Raw genomic sequence first — 18011 nt, forward strand, 5'->3', positions numbered from 1 at the left:
CCAGACCGGCAGCCAGAATGTCGCCGGAGACCTCTCCGGCGACGATACCGATACGAACCGGATCAGGCACGGATGATCCCGCGCTCGTTATCTTTGAGGAAGTCCACATAGAGCTGGACGGCCGGTTCGGCTTGCGCCATCTCGATCAGCACCGGCAGCACCTCTTCGATGGTCTTGCCGGAACGGAAGATCTCTTTGTAGGCACGCTTGACGGCAGAGATGGCCTCGGCGCTGAAACCGCGGCGACGCAGACCTTCAGAGTTGACCCCGAACGGCTTGGCGTAGTTGCCGGCGGCCATTACGTAAGGCGGCACGTCCTTGTTCAGGGCGGCGCAGCCACCGACGAAGGCGTGGGAGCCGACGCGGCCAAACTGGTGAATGGCGGAGAGACCACCAAAGATCACGAAGTCACCGATCACCACGTGGCCCGCCAGGGTCGCGTTGTTGGCGAAGATGCAGTTGTCACCGATGATGCAGTCATGGGCAACGTGAACGTTGACCATGAACAGGTTACCGCTGCCCACTTTGGTCAGGCTCTGATCCTGAATGGTGCCACGGTGGAAGGTGCAGTTCTCGCGAATGACGTTGTTGTCGCCAATCTCGAGGAAGGTGCGCTCACCGGCATACTTCTTGTCCTGGCAATCCTCACCGATGGAGGTGTGCTGGAAGATCTTGTTGCCGCAACCAATCTTGGTCGGGCCCTTGATCACCACATGGGAACCTACCCAGGTGTTGTCACCGATTTCCACCTCGGCGCCGATGACAGAAAAGGGGCCGATTTCAACCCCTTTACCGATCACGGCAGACTCATGGACGATGGCAGTATCGTGAATGATGGCAGTCTGGTCGATCACGTGTGTTAAACCTCGCGTTTGGCGCACATCAGCTCGGCGGTACAGACCACTTCACCGTCGACGGTGGCGACACCGGTGAACTTGGCAATACCGCGACGCTCTTTCAGGAACTCCACGTCCAGCACCAGTTGGTCACCGGGGCCGACCGGGCGCTTGAAGCGAGCGTTGTCGATTGAGGCAAAATAATAGAGTTCGTTGGGAGACGGCTTGCCCACCATGGTAAAGGCCAGGATACCGGTGGCCTGTGCCATCGCTTCCAGGATCAGTACGCCCGGGAACACCGGCTTGGCCGGGAAGTGCCCCTGGAAGATCGGCTCGTTGAACGAGACGTTCTTGATGGCGCGCAGGGTTTTGCGCTCATCGCTGATCTCGTAGTCGTCTACACGATCCACCATCAGGAAAGGATAACGGTGGGGCAGCAGATCCATGATTTCCTGGATACCCAGGCTCTTCTTTTCAGTAGTCAAAACAGTACCCTATACCAATCGTGATTATTCTTGATCCAGCTTCTTCTCAAGCTTGCTTAACCGCTTGTGCATCTCTTCGATACGCATCACCCGGGCGGCGGTCTTGCGCCACTCTTTATTGGTTTGCAGAGGGATGCCGGAAGAGTAGACACCGGGCTCGGTAATGGGTCGCATCACCATGGCCATACCGGTAACGGTCGCCTGGTCGCAGATCTCCATATGCCCGTTAAAGACGGAAGCGCCGCCAATGATACAGTATTTGCCGACCTTGAGACTACCTGCCATCACGGTGGAGCCCGCCACGGCGGTGCCATAGCCGATCTCGACGTTGTGGGCGATCTGGCACTGGTTGTCGATGATGACGTTGTCAGCGATGCGGGTATCTTCCAGCGCACCGCGATCAATGGTGGTACAGGCACCGATCTCGACCCGGTTGCCAATAGTCACACCGCCGAGCTGGGGGATCTTGATCCACTCGCCACGCTCGTTGGCATAACCGAAACCATCGGCGCCGATCACTGTGCCGGATTGAACCAGACAGTCGGTACCCATGGTCACATTGTGATAGAGGGTGACGTTGGCCCACAGCCGGGAGCGGGCTCCCAGCCGGGTATTTTTGCCAACAAAACAGCCCGGGCCAATGCGTACATCGTCACCCAGCACGACGCCGGATTCGATCACTGCATTGGCGCCGATAGCCACTCTCTCGCCCAGTTGCACGTCAGCCGCGATAACGGCGCTCGGATGGATATCCGTGGCCGGCTGCGGGGTAGTGTCCAGCAGTTGGGCTACCCGGGCAAAGCCCACATAGGGGTCTTTGAGCACCAGGGCATTGGTGGGACAAAATGGCAGATCCGCTTCTGTAATGAGCACGGCGGTCGCCTTGCTCTGCTCCAGATAGTGCCGGTACTTTTTGTTGGACAGGAAGGTGATATCCCCCTCCCCGGCCTTTTCCAGTGTCGCTACCTTGCGGATTTCCAGGGTTCCGTCGCCATGGACCTGGGCCCCCAGTTGCTGGGCCAGCTGTGCGAGAGTGAATGCCATCAATTAGTTGCTCTTGCTTACCTGAGAAATAACCTGGCCGGAGATGTCCAGCTTGCTGGCGGCATACGGGGCGGCATTGCGCTCCAGCACCAGATCGTAACCATTGCTCTTGGCGATGGAATCGATGGCAGCCTGCACCTTGGTCAGGATCTTGTTGCGCTCTTCGGACTGACGGCGACCATTGTCCTGCTCAAAGGCTTGACGCTTCTGGTTGAACTCCATCTGCAGCTTGGCCAGCTTCTCCTGGTTCTGCTTCTTCTGCTCGGCGCTCATGAAGGCTTCATCCTTGCGGAACTTCTCGACCAGCTTCTGGCCTTCCTGTTCCAACTTCTGCAGCTCACGCATGCGCGGCTCGAATTCACCTTTCAGCTTGGCTGCAACGGCTTCACGCTGGGGCAGCTTTTGGAAGACTTCGCCCATGTCGACCACGGCGATCTTGGTCTCAGCGAAGGCAGAACCCATGCCGGCAGCCATCAGTGCAAAGCTCAAACCAGCTACTTTCAACGCTTTATTCACACTTACTCCTTGTTCCCTCATGGCGAGGGCTACCTGATTTACCCGATTATGCAAGCGGCGTTAGGACCGTCTTGTTACCTGGTGAGGCACGCATACCGCGCGTCCCATCATTGAAGACCCCCACCGCATGGGTGGGGGCGAAACTCTGCTTAGAAAGTACGACCGATGTTGAAGGAGAAGAACTCGGTACGATCCCCTTCGTATTTCTTGATCGGCTTGGCCAGGGCGAACACCAGCGGGCCCATCGGCGAGAGCCACTGCAGGGAGACACCGGCAGAGACCCGGATATTGCCCGGGCTGGAGTAGTCCTGGCTCAGATAGTTGCAATCAGAACCGGCGGCGCAAGGATATGCTCCGTTGGCAAAATCAGTGCTCCAGACGGTACCTGCGTCCATAAAAACGGTGGAACGGATCTGCGGACGATAGGTCTCGGAGACGAACGGGGTCGGGAAGACCAGCTCCAGTGTTGCAACGGCCAGAGCGTTACCGCCCACCGAGGTGTCGGAACCTTCATAACTGCCGGTCTCACAAGGTTGACTGCCAGTACAAGTGCCAACCCCCGGTTTGTTGTAGGTCTTGTAAATCGCCTTGGGACCAATGGTGTTGCTCTTGAAGCCACGTACCGTATCGAAACCGCCGGCATAGTAGTTCTCGAAGAACGGCAGCATGGGGTCATCGCCATAACCGTTACCGTAGGAGACGCGCCCCTTGCCGATCATCACCCAGTTATGATCCGCATCGAGCGGGAAGTAGTGGGCATCTTCGGCAGAGAGCTTGTAGTACTGCAGTTCCATCCCCGGCACGGTCACCTTGGCGTTGACACGCTGGCGGTCACCGGCGGTCGGGAACATCCCCTTGTTCAGGGTGGAGCGGGTCCAACCAGCGGTCACATCGATGGTCACGAAGTCGAGATTGGAACCATCCTGTGAGTAGATATTCCAGAACTGATCCATCTGTACCGACTGACGGTTATCGTTCCACTGATCCCAGCAGTAATCAGGATTGCTCTGATTTTCACTCACACACTGAGCATAATTTTGCGCATTAAAGGAAGGGCGGCTCAGCTTGGTGCTCTCGATACCGGTACTGAAGTCTAGACGATTGAACTCGTTGACCGGGAAGCCGCTGGAGAGACGGAAACCGATGGTTTCGTTCTCGTAATCAACGATATCGGCATCATCGGCGCGGAACTGGTTATAGTAAACCCGACCACCCAGGCTGACACCATCCACGGTGAAGTAGGGGTCGTTGTAGCTCAGGTCAACGTTCTTGGAATAGTCGTTGGTGCTGGCGTTGATGGAGACCTTTTTACCGGTGCCCATAAAGTTGTCCTGGGAGATCCCCGCCTGCAGGCTCAGACCTGACTCAGTGCCGTAACCGATACCGGCGTTGATGGAGCCTGCTGGCTGCTCCTTGACCTTGAAGTCGAGATCGACCAGGTCATCGTTGCCAGGCACCCGCTTGGTGTCCACTTCGACGCTCTCGAAGTAGCCAAGGCGGTTGAGACGGCTCTTGGACTGCTCGATATTGTCGGAAGAGAGCCAGGTGCCTTCCATCTGGCGCATCTCGCGACGCAGCACCTGATCTTCGGTGGTGGCATTACCGCTGAAGTTGATATTGCGCACATAGACACGGGGGCCCGGCTCAACGTTGACGATCAGCTCCACTTCCTTGGTTTTGTCATTGATCTGCGGGAAGGTGACCACTTTCGGATAGGCGTAGCCGTAGCGGCCGAGGAACTTGGAGAGCACCTCTTCGGTATGAGTCACCTGGCTGGCGGAGTAGGTGCTGCCGATGGCGATCGGGATCAATCCCTTCATCTCACCACCGCGATCGATCAGGTCACCCTTGAGCTGGACACCGGAGACCTTGTACTGATCCCCTTCCTTGATGTTGAGGGTAACGTAGACGCCCTTCTTGTCGGGGGTCATGGAGACCTGGGTAGACTCCTGCTGGAAGCGGATATAACCGCGATCCATGTAGTAGGAGCGCAGGGTCTCGATATCACCGGCCAGTTTCTGCTTCTGATAGCGCTGGTCGGCGGTAAAGTTCCACCAGGGCACTTCGTCGCGCAAAGAGAGCTGGGCAATCAGCTTCTCTTCAGGGAAGACGCTATTGCCGACGATGTTGATCTGCTGGATCTTGGCCGCTTCCCCTTCCACGAAGGTGAACTTGAGGTCGACCCGGTTACGCGGCAACGGGGTGACGATGGCCTTGACCTTGGCGGAGTATTTACCCACGCCATAGTAGAAATCTTCCAGTCCCTTCTCGAGGGAGGTGAGCACGGTGCGATCCAGCGGATCGCCCACACGGATACCGGAGGACTCCAGACTCTGGGTCAGTTGCTCCTCTTTGATATCCTTGTTGCCGGCAAACTCGATGCTGGAGATGGTCGGACGCTCCTTGACCATCACCTGCAGCACCTGGCCGTCACGGTAAACCTTCACATCCTCGAAGTTACCCGAGGCATAGAGCTTTTTGATGGCGCTGGCCAGAGCCACGGAATCGACGGTATCACCGACCCGGATCGGCAGGTTCAACAGTGCGGCACCCAGGGTCACCCGTTGCAGACCTTCGACCTGGATATCTTGCACCACAAAAGAGGCAGGGGCCGCCTGGGCCAGGAAACTGGCACCCAGCAGGCAACTCAACACCAATGCTTTTTTAACAGCCATTTTGTTCTTATGTGTCCTTGTTGATGCTCTGGCCTCAGAGGCGAGCGAAATCGTTAAACAGCGCAATGCCCATCAATAACATCAGAATGGCGGCGCCGATCCTGAAACCCACTTCCTGTATTTTCTCTGATACCGGCTTGCCGGTGACCGCTTCGATCAGGAAATAGACCAGATGGCCACCATCGAGCACCGGCAGGGGGAACAGATTGATAATCCCCAGGTTGACGCTGATCAGCGCCAGAAAACTCAAGAAATAGACCAGACCATAGTCGGCACTGCTGCCGGCGCCCTTGGCAATGGAGATGGGGCCGCTCAGGTTGTCCAGTGACACGATGCCACCGATCAACTTGCCAATCATGTCAAAGGTGAGCGTGATCAGGCTCCAGGTCTTGTCCGCGCCATGCCACAGCGCCTGCAAAGGCCCATACTGTAACAGAATTCGATATTCATCCGGTAATGGAACCAGTTGCGGCGAGAGACCGACGAATCCTACCAGCTTGCCCTGCACCTTGCGGCTATCCGGGGTCAGAGTCACGTTGAGATCACTGTTGTTGCGCTCAACCACCACTTGCAGGGGTTCACCCGGTGCCTGCTGCACAAGTTCGACAAACTGGGCCCACGCGGTAATAGGCTGATCGCCGACCTGTTTGATGCGGTCACCGACCTGCAGCCCCGCCTTTTCACTGGCACTCTTGGGCACCACGGCAGCCACGACGGGCAGCACTTTGCCACTAAGGGGGACGATCCCCAAGCTGCCGATGGGCGACTCTTTATCCGGATCGAAGGTCCAGCCGGTCAGCGACAAGGTTTTATCGGTGGCATAGCTGGTATTGGGTGCCTGCACTTTCAGGGTGACTGCATCATCACCCAGATGGCTGATAAGGGCGTAAGTGACGCTCTCCCAGTCACCGGTCTGCTCATCGCCGACCCCGACAATCTCCATCCCCGGCAGCACACCCGCCTCGGCAACGATGGATGCCGGACGCACTTCACCGATCACCGGCTTGACGCTCGGCACCCCGATAATAAACATCAGCCAGAGGGCAAACAGGGCAAAGACGAAGTTGGCCATGGGACCTGCGGCGACAATCGCCATCCGCGCCCAGACACTCTTGTGGTTGAAGGCATACTGCTCGTCACCGGGCTTGAGTTCATCGACCCGGCCATCGAGCATCTTGACGTAACCACCGAGCGGGATCAGCGCCAGCACATATTCGGTGCCATCTTTACCCATCCGGCGCCAGATCGCCTTGCCAAAACCTATAGAGAAGCGCTCAACCTTGACGCCACAACGACGGGCCACCCAGAAGTGACCAAACTCGTGCACCGCGACCAGCAGGCCCAGCGCAACAACAAAGGCACCGATATTCCACAACACACCGCCCATCAGCCAAGCTCCTCAATCAAAGTGTGAGCCCGGGCTCTTGCCGCACCGTCCAGGGCAAACAGATCATCGAGCGAACCGACGGCACTGCTCTCCAGTGCCAGCATCACAGCCTCGTTGATCCGGGCAATATCCATAAAACCGATGCGCCCAGCCAGGAAGGCGGCAACCGCCTCCTCGTTGGCCGCATTGAGCGCAGTGGTCGCCGCTTGTCCCTTCTGGCAGGCATTGATGGCCAACGCCAGACAGGGGTAGCGATCGTAATCAGGCCGGATAAAGCTGAACTCTCCGACACTGAAGAAATCCAAAGGTTCCACACCGGAAGGGATGCGATTGGGATAAGCCAGCGCATGGGCGATGGGGGTACACATATCCGGATTGCCAAGCTGGGCCAGCACGGAGCCATCCTTGTACTGCACCATGGAGTGGATCACCGACTGCGGGTGGATCACCACCTGGATCTGCTCGGGCGCCGCATTGAACAACCAGCGCGCCTCGATGTACTCCAGCCCCTTGTTGATCATGGTGGCGGAGTCGACCGAAATCTTGGCCCCCATCGACCAGTTGGGATGCGCGATGGCCTGCGCCGGTGTCACCTTGGCCAGCTCGCCGATCTCGGTGTAACGGAACGGGCCGCCAGAACCGGTCAGCAAAATCTTGCTGATCCCCGCCGCCGCCAGATCGCAAAAACCGGGCTGGCGCTGCACGGCAGTCGGCAGACACTGGAAGATGGCATTGTGTTCGCTGTCGATGGGCAGCAGCTCGGCGCCATGCTCGCGCACGGCTTCCATGAAGAAAGCACCGGACATCACCAGCGCCTCCTTGTTGGCCAGCAAAATACGCTTGCCGGCACGTACCGCGGCCATGGTCGGGGCCAGACCGGCCGCCCCCACAATGGCGGCCATCACGCTATGGGCATCGGGGTGAGCGGCCACATCGCAGAGGGCTGCTGCACCAGACATGACCCGGGTCGCACTGCCGTGCGCTTTCAGACGGGCAGCCAGTTCACGGGCGGCATCCTCATCGACCATCACGGCAAAACGGGGGGAGAATTCGAGGCAGTCCCGCAACATGGCATCCACGTTGTGGGCGGCGGTCAACGCCAACACTTGCCAACTGCCCGGGTTATGGCGCAGCACTTTCAAGGTACTCTGACCAATGGAGCCAGAGGCCCCCAGAATAACCAGTGACTTGTGCATCAAAACTCCTGACTGAGTAGCAGATAACTGAGCAGAAACACCGGCAGAGCGGCGGTCAGGCTGTCGATCCGGTCGAGAATACCGCCATGACCCGGCAGCAGGGTGCCAGAGTCCTTGATGCCCGCTTCGCGCTTGAACATGCTTTCGGTCAGATCGCCGAGTACGGAGGCCAGCACCGCCAGCAGAGAGCAAAACAGCACGGTGATCATCTTGGCAGGAACAAATCCCATCGACCAGGTAACGCCGATGGCCAGCAGGCTGGCGGTAAAGAGGCCGCCACACATTCCTTCGATGGTTTTGCCCGGACTCACAGCCGGTGCCAGCTTGTGCTTACCGAACGCCTTGCCGAAAAAATACGCGCCAGAATCTGCCGCCCAGACCAGTCCCATCACGAACAACAGGATCCAGGCGCCCATCATGGGGTCATGGTAAAAGTTGTAACCACGGATGGCGACCAGCGACCAGAAGAAGGGAACCAGAGTCACCAGACCAAACAGCGACTTGAGCCAGATAGACTCTTTCCACAGCTTGGCGCTCTGGGGATAACGCAGCACCAGCAGCAGACCCAGCAGCCACCAGCTTACCGCTGTCCAGAGCACGCCCATCACGAGGGGGTGCAGGTGGGGCGTCCAGAGTTGCTCCACCGGCAGCCAAAAGAGGCTGGCACCGAGCAACAGACAAAATACGATGGGCAACCATTGCTGCGGAGCAGCAGAGACAAACCCACTCCATTCGCGACTGGCCAACAAAAACACCAGCGCTGCCAACAGGGCAAAAAATTTCAATGGCAGAAAGAAGAGCGCCCCCAACACCAGGGGGATCAACATCAAAGCAGTAATAATTCGTTGTTTTAGCAAAAGAAACCTCTCTCTTGGGAGCGGGGTTTAGCCGGTCTGCTGCTCGGCGATCAATTCCCGTATCTGTTCACCCGTGCAACCGAAGCGACGCTCGCGGGCAACGAAAGAGGCGACCGCCTCACTGAACTCGGCCTCGTTGAAGTCGGGCCACAATACCGGGGTAAAATAGAGCTCGGCATAGGCGAGCTGCCATAACACAAAGTTGCTGATGCGATGATCGCCACCGGTGCGGATCAACAGGTCCACGGGTGGCAGATCGGCCATGCAAACCTCGCGGGTCAACATGGATTCATCAATGTCGTCAGCGGCCAGTTCACCGGCCGCCACTGCTTTAGCCAGCTTGCGGGCCGCCTGGGCGATATCCCACTGGCCGCCATAGTTGGCCGCAATGTTCAGGGTCAACCCCTTGTTATTGGCGGTCAAGGCTTCCGCCTTGGCGATTTTGGCCTGCAACCGCTCACTAAAGCGAGCAGTATCGCCAATCACCTTGAGCCGGATCCCGTTGTTGTGCAGTTTCTGCACCTCACGACCCAGCACTGTGATGAACAGTTCCATCAAGGCACTGACCTCCCCTTCCGGGCGGCGCCAGTTCTCGCTGGAGAATGCAAACAGGGTCAATGCCTCGATCTTGGCACGCGCAGCAAAGGTAACGGCCTCGCGCACTGACTTGACGCCCGCCTTGTGGCCATAAACCCGCATCTTGCCTCGGTTCTGGGCCCAGCGACCGTTACCATCCATGATGATGGCGACGTGACGGGGTAAAGACGAGTTGGCACAATCACCCAACGCAGCCAAAAGCGACATGTAATTCTCCCACAAAGACAAAAGCGCCGTGCAGGGGCACTACACGGCGCTCGTAATATACCTTTCAGACGGTTAGATTTCCATTAGCTCCTTCTCCTTTACGGCAAGGGCCTCATCGACCAGCTTGATGTAGGAGTCGGTCAGCTTCTGGATCTCTTCCTGGGCGCGACGGTCGTCGTCTTCGGAGATCTCTTTGTCCTTCAGCAGCGCTTTTAGATCAGCGTTGGCGTCACGACGGATGTTGCGCACGGCAACACGGGCGTTTTCCGCTTCGGCACGGACGATCTTGGTCAAGTCGCGACGGCGCTCTTCGGTCAACGGCGGCAGCGGCACGCGCAGGGTCTGGCCATTGCTGGACGGGTTCAGGCCCAGATCGGAGGTCAGAATCGCCTTCTCTACCGCCTGGATCATGGAGCGGTCAAAAATGGAGATGGAGAGGGTGCGAGCATCTTCTGCCACGACGTTGGCCAACTGTTTCAGCGGAGTGGCAGCACCGTAATACTCAACCTGGATGCCGTCGAGCAGGCTCGGGTGAGCGCGGCCGGTACGGATCTTGGACATTTGGGTCTTGAGCGCTTCTACGCTCTTGCCCATACGGTCCTTGGCGTCGTTTTTAATCTCGTTGATCACAGTGGTTTTCCTTTTGGCGAACGAGCCGCTACACGGCCCGTGTCTATCTTATTTACTGACGTGATGGATAGGATAAGAGCGCCAGATGGCTCACTTTTATCTTATTTACCAACGTGGTGGATCAGAGTGCCTTCCGGTTCACCCATGACAACCCGGCGCAGAGCACCCGGTTTGTTCATGTTGAACACGCGGATCGGCAGATCATGGTCACGTGCCAGGGTAAAGGCAGCAAGATCCATCACCTTGAGCTCTTTTTCAAGAACTTCATCATAACTCAGTTCATGATACAGCACGGCATCCGGATTCTTGACCGGATCTTCGTTGTATACACCATCAACCTTGGTGGCTTTGAGCACCACGTCAGCTTCGATCTCGATCCCGCGCAGGCAAGCCGCAGAATCGGTAGTGAAGAAGGGGTTGCCGGTACCGGCAGAGAAGATAACGACTTTGCCAGCACGCAGCTGGCTGATTGCCTCGGCCCAGCTGTAGGAGTCGCAGACGCCCTGCAGGGAGATGGCAGACATCAGACGGGCATTCACATAAGCACGATGCAGGGCATCACGCATGGCCAGACCGTTCATCACGGTTGCCAGCATACCCATGTGGTCGCCCACCACGCGGTTCATGCCCGCTTTGGCAAGACCGGCACCACGGAACAGGTTGCCGCCACCGATGACCAGACCGACCTGAACACCCAACTCAACCAGTTCTTTGATCTCTTGGGCCATCCGCTCCAGCACCGCCGGATCAATGCCGAAACCCTCGGATCCTTGCAGGGCTTCACCACTCAACTTCAGAAGAACACGTCTGTATGCAGGTTTGGGATTGGTACTCATGTCACTGATTCCTGGTCATATAAAGACCGCGACATAAGTCGCGGTCTGGGGAAACGGAAAAACCGGTTCGATTAGGCCTTTTGAGCGGCCGCGATTTGGGCTGCAACTTCAGCAGCGAAATCGGTCTCTTGCTTCTCGATGCCTTCGCCCACTTCGAAACGGGTGAAGGAGACAACGTCAGCGCCTTCTTTCTTCAGCAGCTCGGCAACGGTCATGGAAGGATCTTTCACGAACGGTTGACCAGTCAGGGAAACCTCACCGGTGAACTTCTTCATGCGGCCTTCAACCATCTTCTCGGCGATCTCTTTCGGCTTGCCGGAGTTGATGGCGATGTCGATCTGGATTTCGCGCTCTTTGGCAACGACTTCAGCAGACACGTCTTCAGGCTTGACGAATTGCGGGCTGTTGGCAGCAACGTGCATGGCCAGATCTTTGGCCAGCTCGGCAGAACCACCGGTCAGCTTGGTGATAACACCAATGCGGGAACCGTGAACGTAGGTACCCAGGTTGTCACCTTCAACCAGCATCACGCGACGCAGGTTCATGTTCTCACCGATCTTGGCGATCAGGTTGGTGATGGTCAGCTCGACGGATTCGCCGTTACCGAAGTCAGCGGCTTTCAGCGCGTCAACGTCAGCAATTTTCTGGGTCGCAGCGATGTCAGCGATCTTCTGGCCCATTGCCATGAAGCTGGCATCTTTGGCGACGAAGTCGGTTTCGCTGTTCAGCTCGATCATGACGGCAACGTTGCCTTCGGTGCGAGCAAAGATAACGCCTTCAGCGGCGATACGGCCAGCTTTCTTGGCGGCTTTGGCCTGACCGGATTTGCGCATGTTCTCAATTGCCAGCTCGATATCACCAGCAGCTTCTTCCAGTGCTTTTTTGCAATCCATCATGCCAGCGGCAGTGCGCTCGCGCAGTTCTTTTACCAGGGCGGCAGTAACGTTAGCCATGTCCAGTATCCTCGGTCTTGAATTGACAAGAAACAGGGGCCACAAGGGCCCCTGCTAACCAATTACATCAGCTTGGTTAATAAGGGCTTTACAGTCCTTATCAATTACTCAGCTTCAACGAAGCCATCTTGTTCGGCTTGAACAACGATGTCCTGAGCGCGAGCTTCCAGTACGGTGTCAGCAGCAGCATTCAGGTACAGCTGTACGGCACGGATAGCGTCGTCGTTACCCGGGATGACATAGTCAACGCCGTCCGGGTTGGAGTTGGTATCAACGATGGAAACTACCGGGATACCCAGGTTATTGGCTTCTTTGATAGCGATATGCTCGTGGTCGGCATCGACAACGAACAGAACGTCAGGCAGGCCGCCCATGTTCTTGATACCACCCAGGCTCTTCTCCAGCTTTTCCATTTCGCGAGTACGCATCAGCGCCTCTTTCTTGGTCAGCTTGTCGAAGGTACCGTCCTGGCTCTGGGTTTCCAGATCTTTCAGGCGCTTGATAGACTGACGAACGGTTTTCCAGTTGGTCAGCATACCGCCCAGCCAGCGGTGGTTTACATAGAACTGGTCGCAACGCTCAGCGGCTTCTTTTACGGCTTCAGACGCGGCACGCTTGGTACCAACGAACAGTACCTTGCCTTTCTTGGCAGCTACAGAGCTGATGAAGTTCATGGCATCGTCAAACATCGGAACAGTTTTTTCCAGGTTGATGATGTGAACTTTGCTGCGGGCACCGAAGATGTAGGATTTCATTTTCGGGTTCCAGTAACGAGTCTGGTGACCGAAGTGAACGCCGGCTTGCAGCATGTCGCGCATAGAAACTTTAGCCATTTTATACCTCTGTATTGGGGTTAGGCCTCCACACATCCCATATAACCGACCCGTTAAGGCACCCCGGCATATGTGTCGATGTGTGTGTGTTGTTTAAGTAAGGGTGATGAAATCGGGACGCAAGTTCCCCATTCCGGCGCGCTTTATACCATAACTTTGTTCAGGACACCACCGGCCGACACCCTAAACAGATGTAAATATGGATCCCGCCAGAGGATGCTGCGACGCCGATTTGACGTTGTGATGACAATCACACTGGAAGTACGAGGGGGTTGCGGATAAAATTTTGCCCTGATTGCAAACGCATCTATTTTTCATTACCTGTCCTGTCTGCCCTCGCAGGCCCAGCGGCAGGCCGCAAGAGAGATCCCATGTCCATTAAAATCAAGACACCGGAAGAGATTGAAAAGATGCGCGTTGCCGGCCAATTGGCCGCCGATGTGCTGGTCATGATTGCGCCCCATGTCAAAGCTGGCGTCACCACTGACGAACTGAACACCCTCTGCCACGACTATATTGTCGACGTACAACAGGCGGTTCCAGCTCCGCTCAACTACCACGGCTTCCCCAAATCCATCTGCACCTCGGTGAACGATGTGATCTGCCACGGTATCCCGAATCACAAGAAGCTGCGCGATGGCGACATCATCAACCTGGATATCACCGTTATCAAGGATGGTTACCACGGCGATACCTCGGCCATGTTCATCGTGGGTGAAACCACCCCGCTGCGCCGCCAGCTCTGCAAAGTTGCGCAAAAGAGCCTCTACGCCGCCATCAAGAAGGTGCGTCCGGGTGCCTGCATCACCGAGATTGGCGCAGTGATCCAGCCCATCGTCGAGAAGGCCGGTTTCTCCGTGGTGCGTGACTACTGCGGTCACGGCATCGGTGCCGAGTTCCACGAAGAGCCGCAGATCCTCCACTACCGCAACAGCGGCAAGCTGGAGCTGAAAGCGGGCATGTGCTTCACCATCGAGCCGATGGTCAACAGCAAGAAGTATCACTGCAAGGTCAATCCGAAGGATGGCTGGACCGTGACCACCAAGGATGGCGGCGACTCCGCCCAGTGGGAACACACCCTGCTGGTGACCGATGATGGCTGCGAGGTGCTCACCCTGCGCCCCGATGACACTATCGACCGCTTCATCAAACACAGCTAACATCGAACCCCGGCCCTGAACTTCCAAAGCGCCGGGGTTTTTACTTCTGTTTCTGCCATTTGCCTGCCACTTGCGTGTGAGATGCCATGGACGCCAGCCTGCTTTCCCCCCATTTGTTACCCGATGACCAGCTCACTCGCGACAACTGCAAAGAGTACCTGAGCCGCTTTCTCGGCTGGCTGCACGCCCGTTTCGATGCCGGTGACAACATCATCGAGCTGGTTGCCACCCGCTCCGAGTACATGGATCAGCTGCTCTGCCGGCTGTGGCAGAAGTTCGGCTTCGACAAGAGCGACCTCACCCTCATCGCGGTGGGGGGGTATGGTCGCGGCGAGCTGCACCCCCACTCCGATATCGACCTGCTGATCCTCTATGATGGCGACGAGCTGGACGAGGTGCTGGGGCTGCGCATCGGTGAGTTCATCACCTTGCTGTGGGATCTCAAGCTGGAGGTGGGTCAGGCGGTGCGCAACGTGGCTGAGTGTCTCGAGCAGGGGCGTGCCGATATTACGGTCGCCACCAACCTCATTGAGGCCCGCTACATCACAGGTCGCCAGGAGGGTTTCCGGCAACTGAAAGAGGCCACCGGCCCACAGCACTTCTGGCCAAGCGAAGCCTTCTTTCGCGCCAAGCGCCAGGAGCAAGCAGAGCGACACCAGCAGTTTCTCGGCACCGCCTACAAGCTGGAGCCGGATCTCAAGAGTAATCCGGGCGGCCTGCGCGATATTCAGACCCTCGCCTGGGTCGCCCGCCGCCACTTTGGCGCCACCACCTTGTTCGAGATGACCAGCCACGGCTTTCTCAATCGCGCCGAGTATCGCGAACTACTCGACTGCCAGAATTTTCTCTGGAAGGTGCGCTTTGCCCTGCACATGGCCATCAACAAGGGAGATAACCGCCTGCTGTTCGATCGCCAGCGCACCGTGGCCCAGATGCTGGGGTTCGAGGGGGAAGGCAACACTCCGGTCGAGCAGATGATGAAGCGCTTCTACCAGACGGTGCGTCGGGTCTCCGAACTCAACGAGATGCTGCTGCAGCTGTTTGACGAGGCGATCCTCGGCAACACCGCCATGGATGTGCGCCGCCTCTCCGACGAGTTCCAGCTCCGTGGCCGCCTCATCGATGCGGTGGATGCGGAGCTGTTCAGCCGTGAACCGTCCGCCATCCTGCGCCTCTTCTATCAGATGGCCCAGCATCCCGAGATTGCGGGCATCCACTCGGCCACCTTGCGCCAACTGCGCGAGGCGCGCCGCAAACTCAACTGCTGGTTGCAGGACTTGCCTGACTGCCGTCGCCTCTTTATGGCGCTGCTGCGCCACCCCAACGGCATCGGCCTGCCGCTCACCCTGATGCACAAGTACGGCATTCTGGCGGCCTATCTGCCGCAATGGAACCTCATCGTCGGCCAGATGCAGTTCGACATGTTCCACGCCTACACGGTAGATGAGCACACCCATCGGCTGCTCAAGAACATTCATCAGTTCCCCAATCCGGCCAGTCGCCAGAGCCACCCGCTCTGCCACGAGGTCTTCACCCGGCTGCGCAAACCGGAGCTGCTCAGCATCGCCGCCCTGTTTCACGATATTGCCAAGGGGCGGCGCGGCGATCACTCGGAACTCGGCGCCGTCGATGCGCTGGAGTTCTGCCAGTTGCACGGTCTGGATCGCTACGAGAGCCGACTGGTCGCCTGGCTGGTGCGCCATCACCTGCTGATGTCGGTTACCGCCCAGCGCCGCGATATCTACGATCCCGACGTGGTCACCGACTTTGCCCAGAAGGTGCGCGACGAGCAGCATCTCGACCTGCTCTACTGCCTCACCGTGGCCGATATCTGCGCCACCAACGATACCCTGTGGAACGACTGGAAGGGCACCCTGCTGCGGGAGCTCTACTTCGCCACCCAGAAGGCGCTGCGCCAGGGGTTGGAGAACCCGCCCGACATGCGGCTGCGCATTCGCGAAAACCAGCGTCAGGCCAAACAGCTGCTGGCGCAGCGTGACGTGCCGGAGGAGGCGATCAATCAGCTCTGGGGCGACTTCAAGGCCGATTACTTCCTGCGCCACAGCCCGGAGCAGATCGCCTGGCACTGCCGCCACATCATCGAGCATGGCGACAATCCGGCACCGCTGGTGATCATCGGCAAACATCCGACCCGCGGCGGCAGCGAGGTGTTTATCTACTGCCGCGATACCCCGAATCTGTTTGCCACCGTCGCCTCGGCGCTGGATCAGAAGAACCTCAACATCCACGACGCCCAGATAATGAATTCGCGCAGCAACTATGTGCTCGATACCTTCGTGGTGCTGGAGCCGAGCGGCGAACCTATCAGCCCCAACCGCACCGCCACCATCAAGAAGGCACTGGAGAAGGCGCTGCAGGAGCCGGGCAAGCTGGTGCTGCGCAACAAGCCGCTGTCACGGCGCCACCGCCAGTTCAGCGTGCCGACCCGGGTGGTCTTCCTGCCCCGCTCTTCGCCCACTAAAGGGGAGAGCCGTCACACGCTGATGGAGCTGACTGCCCTCGATACTCCCGGCCTGCTGGCGCGGATCGGTGCTGTTTTCCAGCAGTGTGGACTGTCGCTGCACGCCGCCAAAATCGCCACTTTCGGCGAGCGGGTCGAGGACTTTTTCAGCCTGACCAGCCTCGATGGCGAACCATTGACCGCCGAGCAGCAAAAACAGCTGGAAGAGCGACTGGTACACCAGCTCAATCCCCAGCAATCGGTACTGGATTAAGCGAAGAGTGATTCGAAAGAGGCTGATTGTCGGGCGTTTTTTGCCATACCAAACAACTGGTTGGCGCACACCGGATGAAGAAATGGTCGCTGGCCGGAAGAATTCCGGTCAACCCCTTAAAAACAGTCGGAAAAGTGTGATACAACAAACAGAATTTTTTAAAGGAAACCTGTCATGACCGAGTTGCAACAGATCATTGAAGCGGCCTTCGAGCGCCGCGACACCATTACTCCGGGCTCCGTGGATAGCGCCACCAAGTCCGCCATCCTGCAAGCCATCGACCTGCTGGACTCCGGCAAGGCGCGGGTTGCCGAGAAGATTGCCGGTGAGTGGGTTGTCCATCAGTGGTTGAAGAAAGCGGTACTGCTCTACTTCCGCATCAACGACAACGGCATCATCAAGGGCGATGATGCCCAGTACTACGACAAGGTTCCCCTCAAATTCTCCAACTACACTGCCGAGCAGTTCAAGGAAGCGGGTGTGCGCGTGGTGCCGCCGGCGACCGCCCGCAAAGGCTCCTTTATCGCCCCCAATACCGTGCTGATGCCCTCCTATGTCAACATCGGCGCCTTCGTTGACGAAGGTACCATGGTCGATACCTGGGCCACTGTCGGCTCTTGCGCCCAGATCGGTAAGAACGTCCACCTCTCCGGCGGCGTCGGCATCGGCGGCGTACTGGAACCGCTGCAGGCCAACCCGACCATCATCGAAGACAACTGCTTTATCGGTGCCCGCTCCGAAGTGGTTGAAGGGGTCATCGTCGAGGAAGGTTCCGTCATCTCCATGGGCGTCTTCATCGGCCAGTCCACCCGCATCTATGACCGTGAAACCGGCGAGATCCACTACGGCCGCGTACCGGCTGGCTCCGTGGTCGTCTCCGGCTCCCTGCCCTCCAAGTGCGGCAAGTACAGCCTCTACGCTGCGGTGATCGTCAAAAAGGTCGATGCCAAAACCCGTGCCAAAGTCGGCATCAACGCCCTGCTGCGCTCCATCGACGAGTAATCAGCATTGCTGTGATGAAAGGGCGCCTGATGGCGCCCTTTTCATTTTGGCGCCCCTGTCAC

At 57.8% G+C, this 18011-nt stretch carries 16 protein-coding genes; 3 read left to right on the forward strand and 13 right to left on the reverse strand.

Features of this window, described 5'->3' with window-relative positions:
• Positions 1-62: 62 nt before the first annotated feature.
• The 13 genes from lpxA to rpsB form a co-directional block, all read right to left on the reverse strand.
• Entirely contained in the window at positions 63-854 is a 792-nt protein-coding gene (gene lpxA, locus AB5Y82_RS04155; protein ID WP_005349773.1) for an acyl-ACP--UDP-N-acetylglucosamine O-acyltransferase, read from the reverse strand.
• 5 nt (positions 855-859) lie between these two features.
• Positions 860-1321: a 3-hydroxyacyl-ACP dehydratase FabZ gene (gene fabZ, locus AB5Y82_RS04160; RefSeq protein ID WP_005338559.1), complete on the reverse strand. Its 462-nt coding sequence runs from the start codon at positions 1319-1321 to the stop codon at positions 860-862.
• A 24-nt stretch (positions 1322-1345) separates the two neighbouring features.
• Positions 1346-2365: a UDP-3-O-(3-hydroxymyristoyl)glucosamine N-acyltransferase gene (gene lpxD / locus AB5Y82_RS04165; protein WP_005338561.1), complete on the reverse strand. Its 1020-nt coding sequence runs from the start codon at positions 2363-2365 to the stop codon at positions 1346-1348.
• 3 nt (positions 2366-2368) lie between these two features.
• Positions 2369-2881, reverse strand: coding sequence for an OmpH family outer membrane protein (locus AB5Y82_RS04170; protein WP_005338563.1), 513 nt, complete (start codon positions 2879-2881; stop codon positions 2369-2371).
• A gap of 149 nt (positions 2882-3030) precedes the next feature.
• Positions 3031-5556, reverse strand: coding sequence for an outer membrane protein assembly factor BamA (gene bamA, locus AB5Y82_RS04175; RefSeq protein WP_111899953.1), 2526 nt, complete (start codon positions 5554-5556; stop codon positions 3031-3033).
• A gap of 34 nt (positions 5557-5590) precedes the next feature.
• Positions 5591-6943 carry a sigma E protease regulator RseP gene (rseP, locus tag AB5Y82_RS04180; RefSeq protein ID WP_058058902.1) on the reverse strand — a complete coding sequence of 451 codons (1353 nt, stop codon included), beginning with the start codon at positions 6941-6943 and terminating at the stop codon, positions 5591-5593.
• Positions 6943-8139, reverse strand: coding sequence for a 1-deoxy-D-xylulose-5-phosphate reductoisomerase (gene ispC, locus AB5Y82_RS04185; RefSeq protein WP_159143191.1), 1197 nt, complete (start codon positions 8137-8139; stop codon positions 6943-6945). The genes rseP and ispC overlap by 1 nt, the downstream gene beginning before the upstream one ends.
• Positions 8139-8996, reverse strand: a complete 858-nt coding sequence (locus AB5Y82_RS04190; protein ID WP_026034918.1) for a phosphatidate cytidylyltransferase — start codon at positions 8994-8996, stop codon at positions 8139-8141. The genes ispC and AB5Y82_RS04190 overlap by 1 nt, the downstream gene beginning before the upstream one ends.
• Before the next feature lie 27 nt (positions 8997-9023).
• A complete protein-coding gene (gene uppS, locus AB5Y82_RS04195; RefSeq protein WP_005338574.1) occupies positions 9024-9800 on the reverse strand; it encodes a polyprenyl diphosphate synthase in 777 nt (258 codons plus the stop codon).
• Positions 9801-9872: 72 nt separating this feature from the next.
• On the reverse strand, positions 9873-10430 hold the full coding sequence (gene frr / locus AB5Y82_RS04200) for a ribosome recycling factor (protein ID WP_005338576.1): 558 nt from the start codon (positions 10428-10430) through the stop codon (positions 9873-9875).
• Between the two features lie 101 nt (positions 10431-10531).
• The gene (pyrH, locus tag AB5Y82_RS04205) at positions 10532-11266 is read right to left on the reverse strand and encodes a UMP kinase (protein WP_005338577.1); all 735 of its coding nucleotides are present in this window, start codon (positions 11264-11266) and stop codon (positions 10532-10534) included.
• A 71-nt stretch (positions 11267-11337) separates the two neighbouring features.
• On the reverse strand, positions 11338-12219 hold the full coding sequence (gene tsf, locus AB5Y82_RS04210; protein WP_005338578.1) for a translation elongation factor Ts: 882 nt from the start codon (positions 12217-12219) through the stop codon (positions 11338-11340).
• A 104-nt stretch (positions 12220-12323) separates the two neighbouring features.
• Positions 12324-13052 (reverse strand): 30S ribosomal protein S2, encoded by a 729-nt coding sequence (gene rpsB, locus AB5Y82_RS04215; protein ID WP_005303470.1) that lies wholly within the window; start codon positions 13050-13052, stop codon positions 12324-12326.
• Between the two features lie 371 nt (positions 13053-13423).
• Between rpsB and map the strand changes: the two genes are divergently transcribed.
• The 3 genes from map (at position 13424) to dapD (ending at position 17949) form a co-directional block, all read left to right on the forward strand.
• Positions 13424-14212, forward strand: coding sequence for a type I methionyl aminopeptidase (map, locus tag AB5Y82_RS04220; protein ID WP_368173695.1), 789 nt, complete (start codon positions 13424-13426; stop codon positions 14210-14212).
• 86 nt (positions 14213-14298) lie between these two features.
• Positions 14299-16947, forward strand: a complete 2649-nt coding sequence (gene glnD / locus AB5Y82_RS04225) for a bifunctional uridylyltransferase/uridylyl-removing protein GlnD (RefSeq protein WP_159143187.1) — start codon at positions 14299-14301, stop codon at positions 16945-16947.
• Positions 16948-17121: 174 nt separating this feature from the next.
• The gene (gene dapD, locus AB5Y82_RS04230; protein ID WP_005338581.1) at positions 17122-17949 is read left to right on the forward strand and encodes a 2,3,4,5-tetrahydropyridine-2,6-dicarboxylate N-succinyltransferase; all 828 of its coding nucleotides are present in this window, start codon (positions 17122-17124) and stop codon (positions 17947-17949) included.
• Positions 17950-18011 lie beyond the last annotated feature (62 nt).

The sequence above is a fragment of the Aeromonas sp. s13 genome, assembly GCF_040907905.1.
Lineage (GTDB): Bacteria > Pseudomonadota > Gammaproteobacteria > Enterobacterales > Aeromonadaceae > Aeromonas > Aeromonas veronii.

Bases quoted from the DNA above. Each gene is read 5' to 3' on its own strand.
- lpxD (WP_005338561.1), bottom strand. From the start codon at position 2,365: ATGGCATTCACTCTCGCACAGCTGGCCCAGCAACTGGGGGCCCAGGTC.
- bamA (WP_111899953.1), bottom strand. From the start codon at position 5,556: ATGGCTGTTAAAAAAGCATTGGTGTTGAGTTGCCTGCTGGGTGCCAGT.
- rseP (WP_058058902.1), bottom strand. From the start codon at position 6,943: ATGGGCGGTGTGTTGTGGAATATCGGTGCCTTTGTTGTTGCGCTGGGC.
- ispC (WP_159143191.1), bottom strand. From the start codon at position 8,139: ATGCACAAGTCACTGGTTATTCTGGGGGCCTCTGGCTCCATTGGTCAG.
- uppS (WP_005338574.1), bottom strand. From the start codon at position 9,800: ATGTCGCTTTTGGCTGCGTTGGGTGATTGTGCCAACTCGTCTTTACCC.
- pyrH (WP_005338577.1), bottom strand. From the start codon at position 11,266: ATGAGTACCAATCCCAAACCTGCATACAGACGTGTTCTTCTGAAGTTG.
- tsf (WP_005338578.1), bottom strand. From the start codon at position 12,219: ATGGCTAACGTTACTGCCGCCCTGGTAAAAGAACTGCGCGAGCGCACT.
- rpsB (WP_005303470.1), bottom strand. From the start codon at position 13,052: ATGGCTAAAGTTTCTATGCGCGACATGCTGCAAGCCGGCGTTCACTTC.
- map (WP_368173695.1), top strand. From the start codon at position 13,424: ATGTCCATTAAAATCAAGACACCGGAAGAGATTGAAAAGATGCGCGTT.
- glnD (WP_159143187.1), top strand. From the start codon at position 14,299: ATGGACGCCAGCCTGCTTTCCCCCCATTTGTTACCCGATGACCAGCTC.
- dapD (WP_005338581.1), top strand. From the start codon at position 17,122: ATGACCGAGTTGCAACAGATCATTGAAGCGGCCTTCGAGCGCCGCGAC.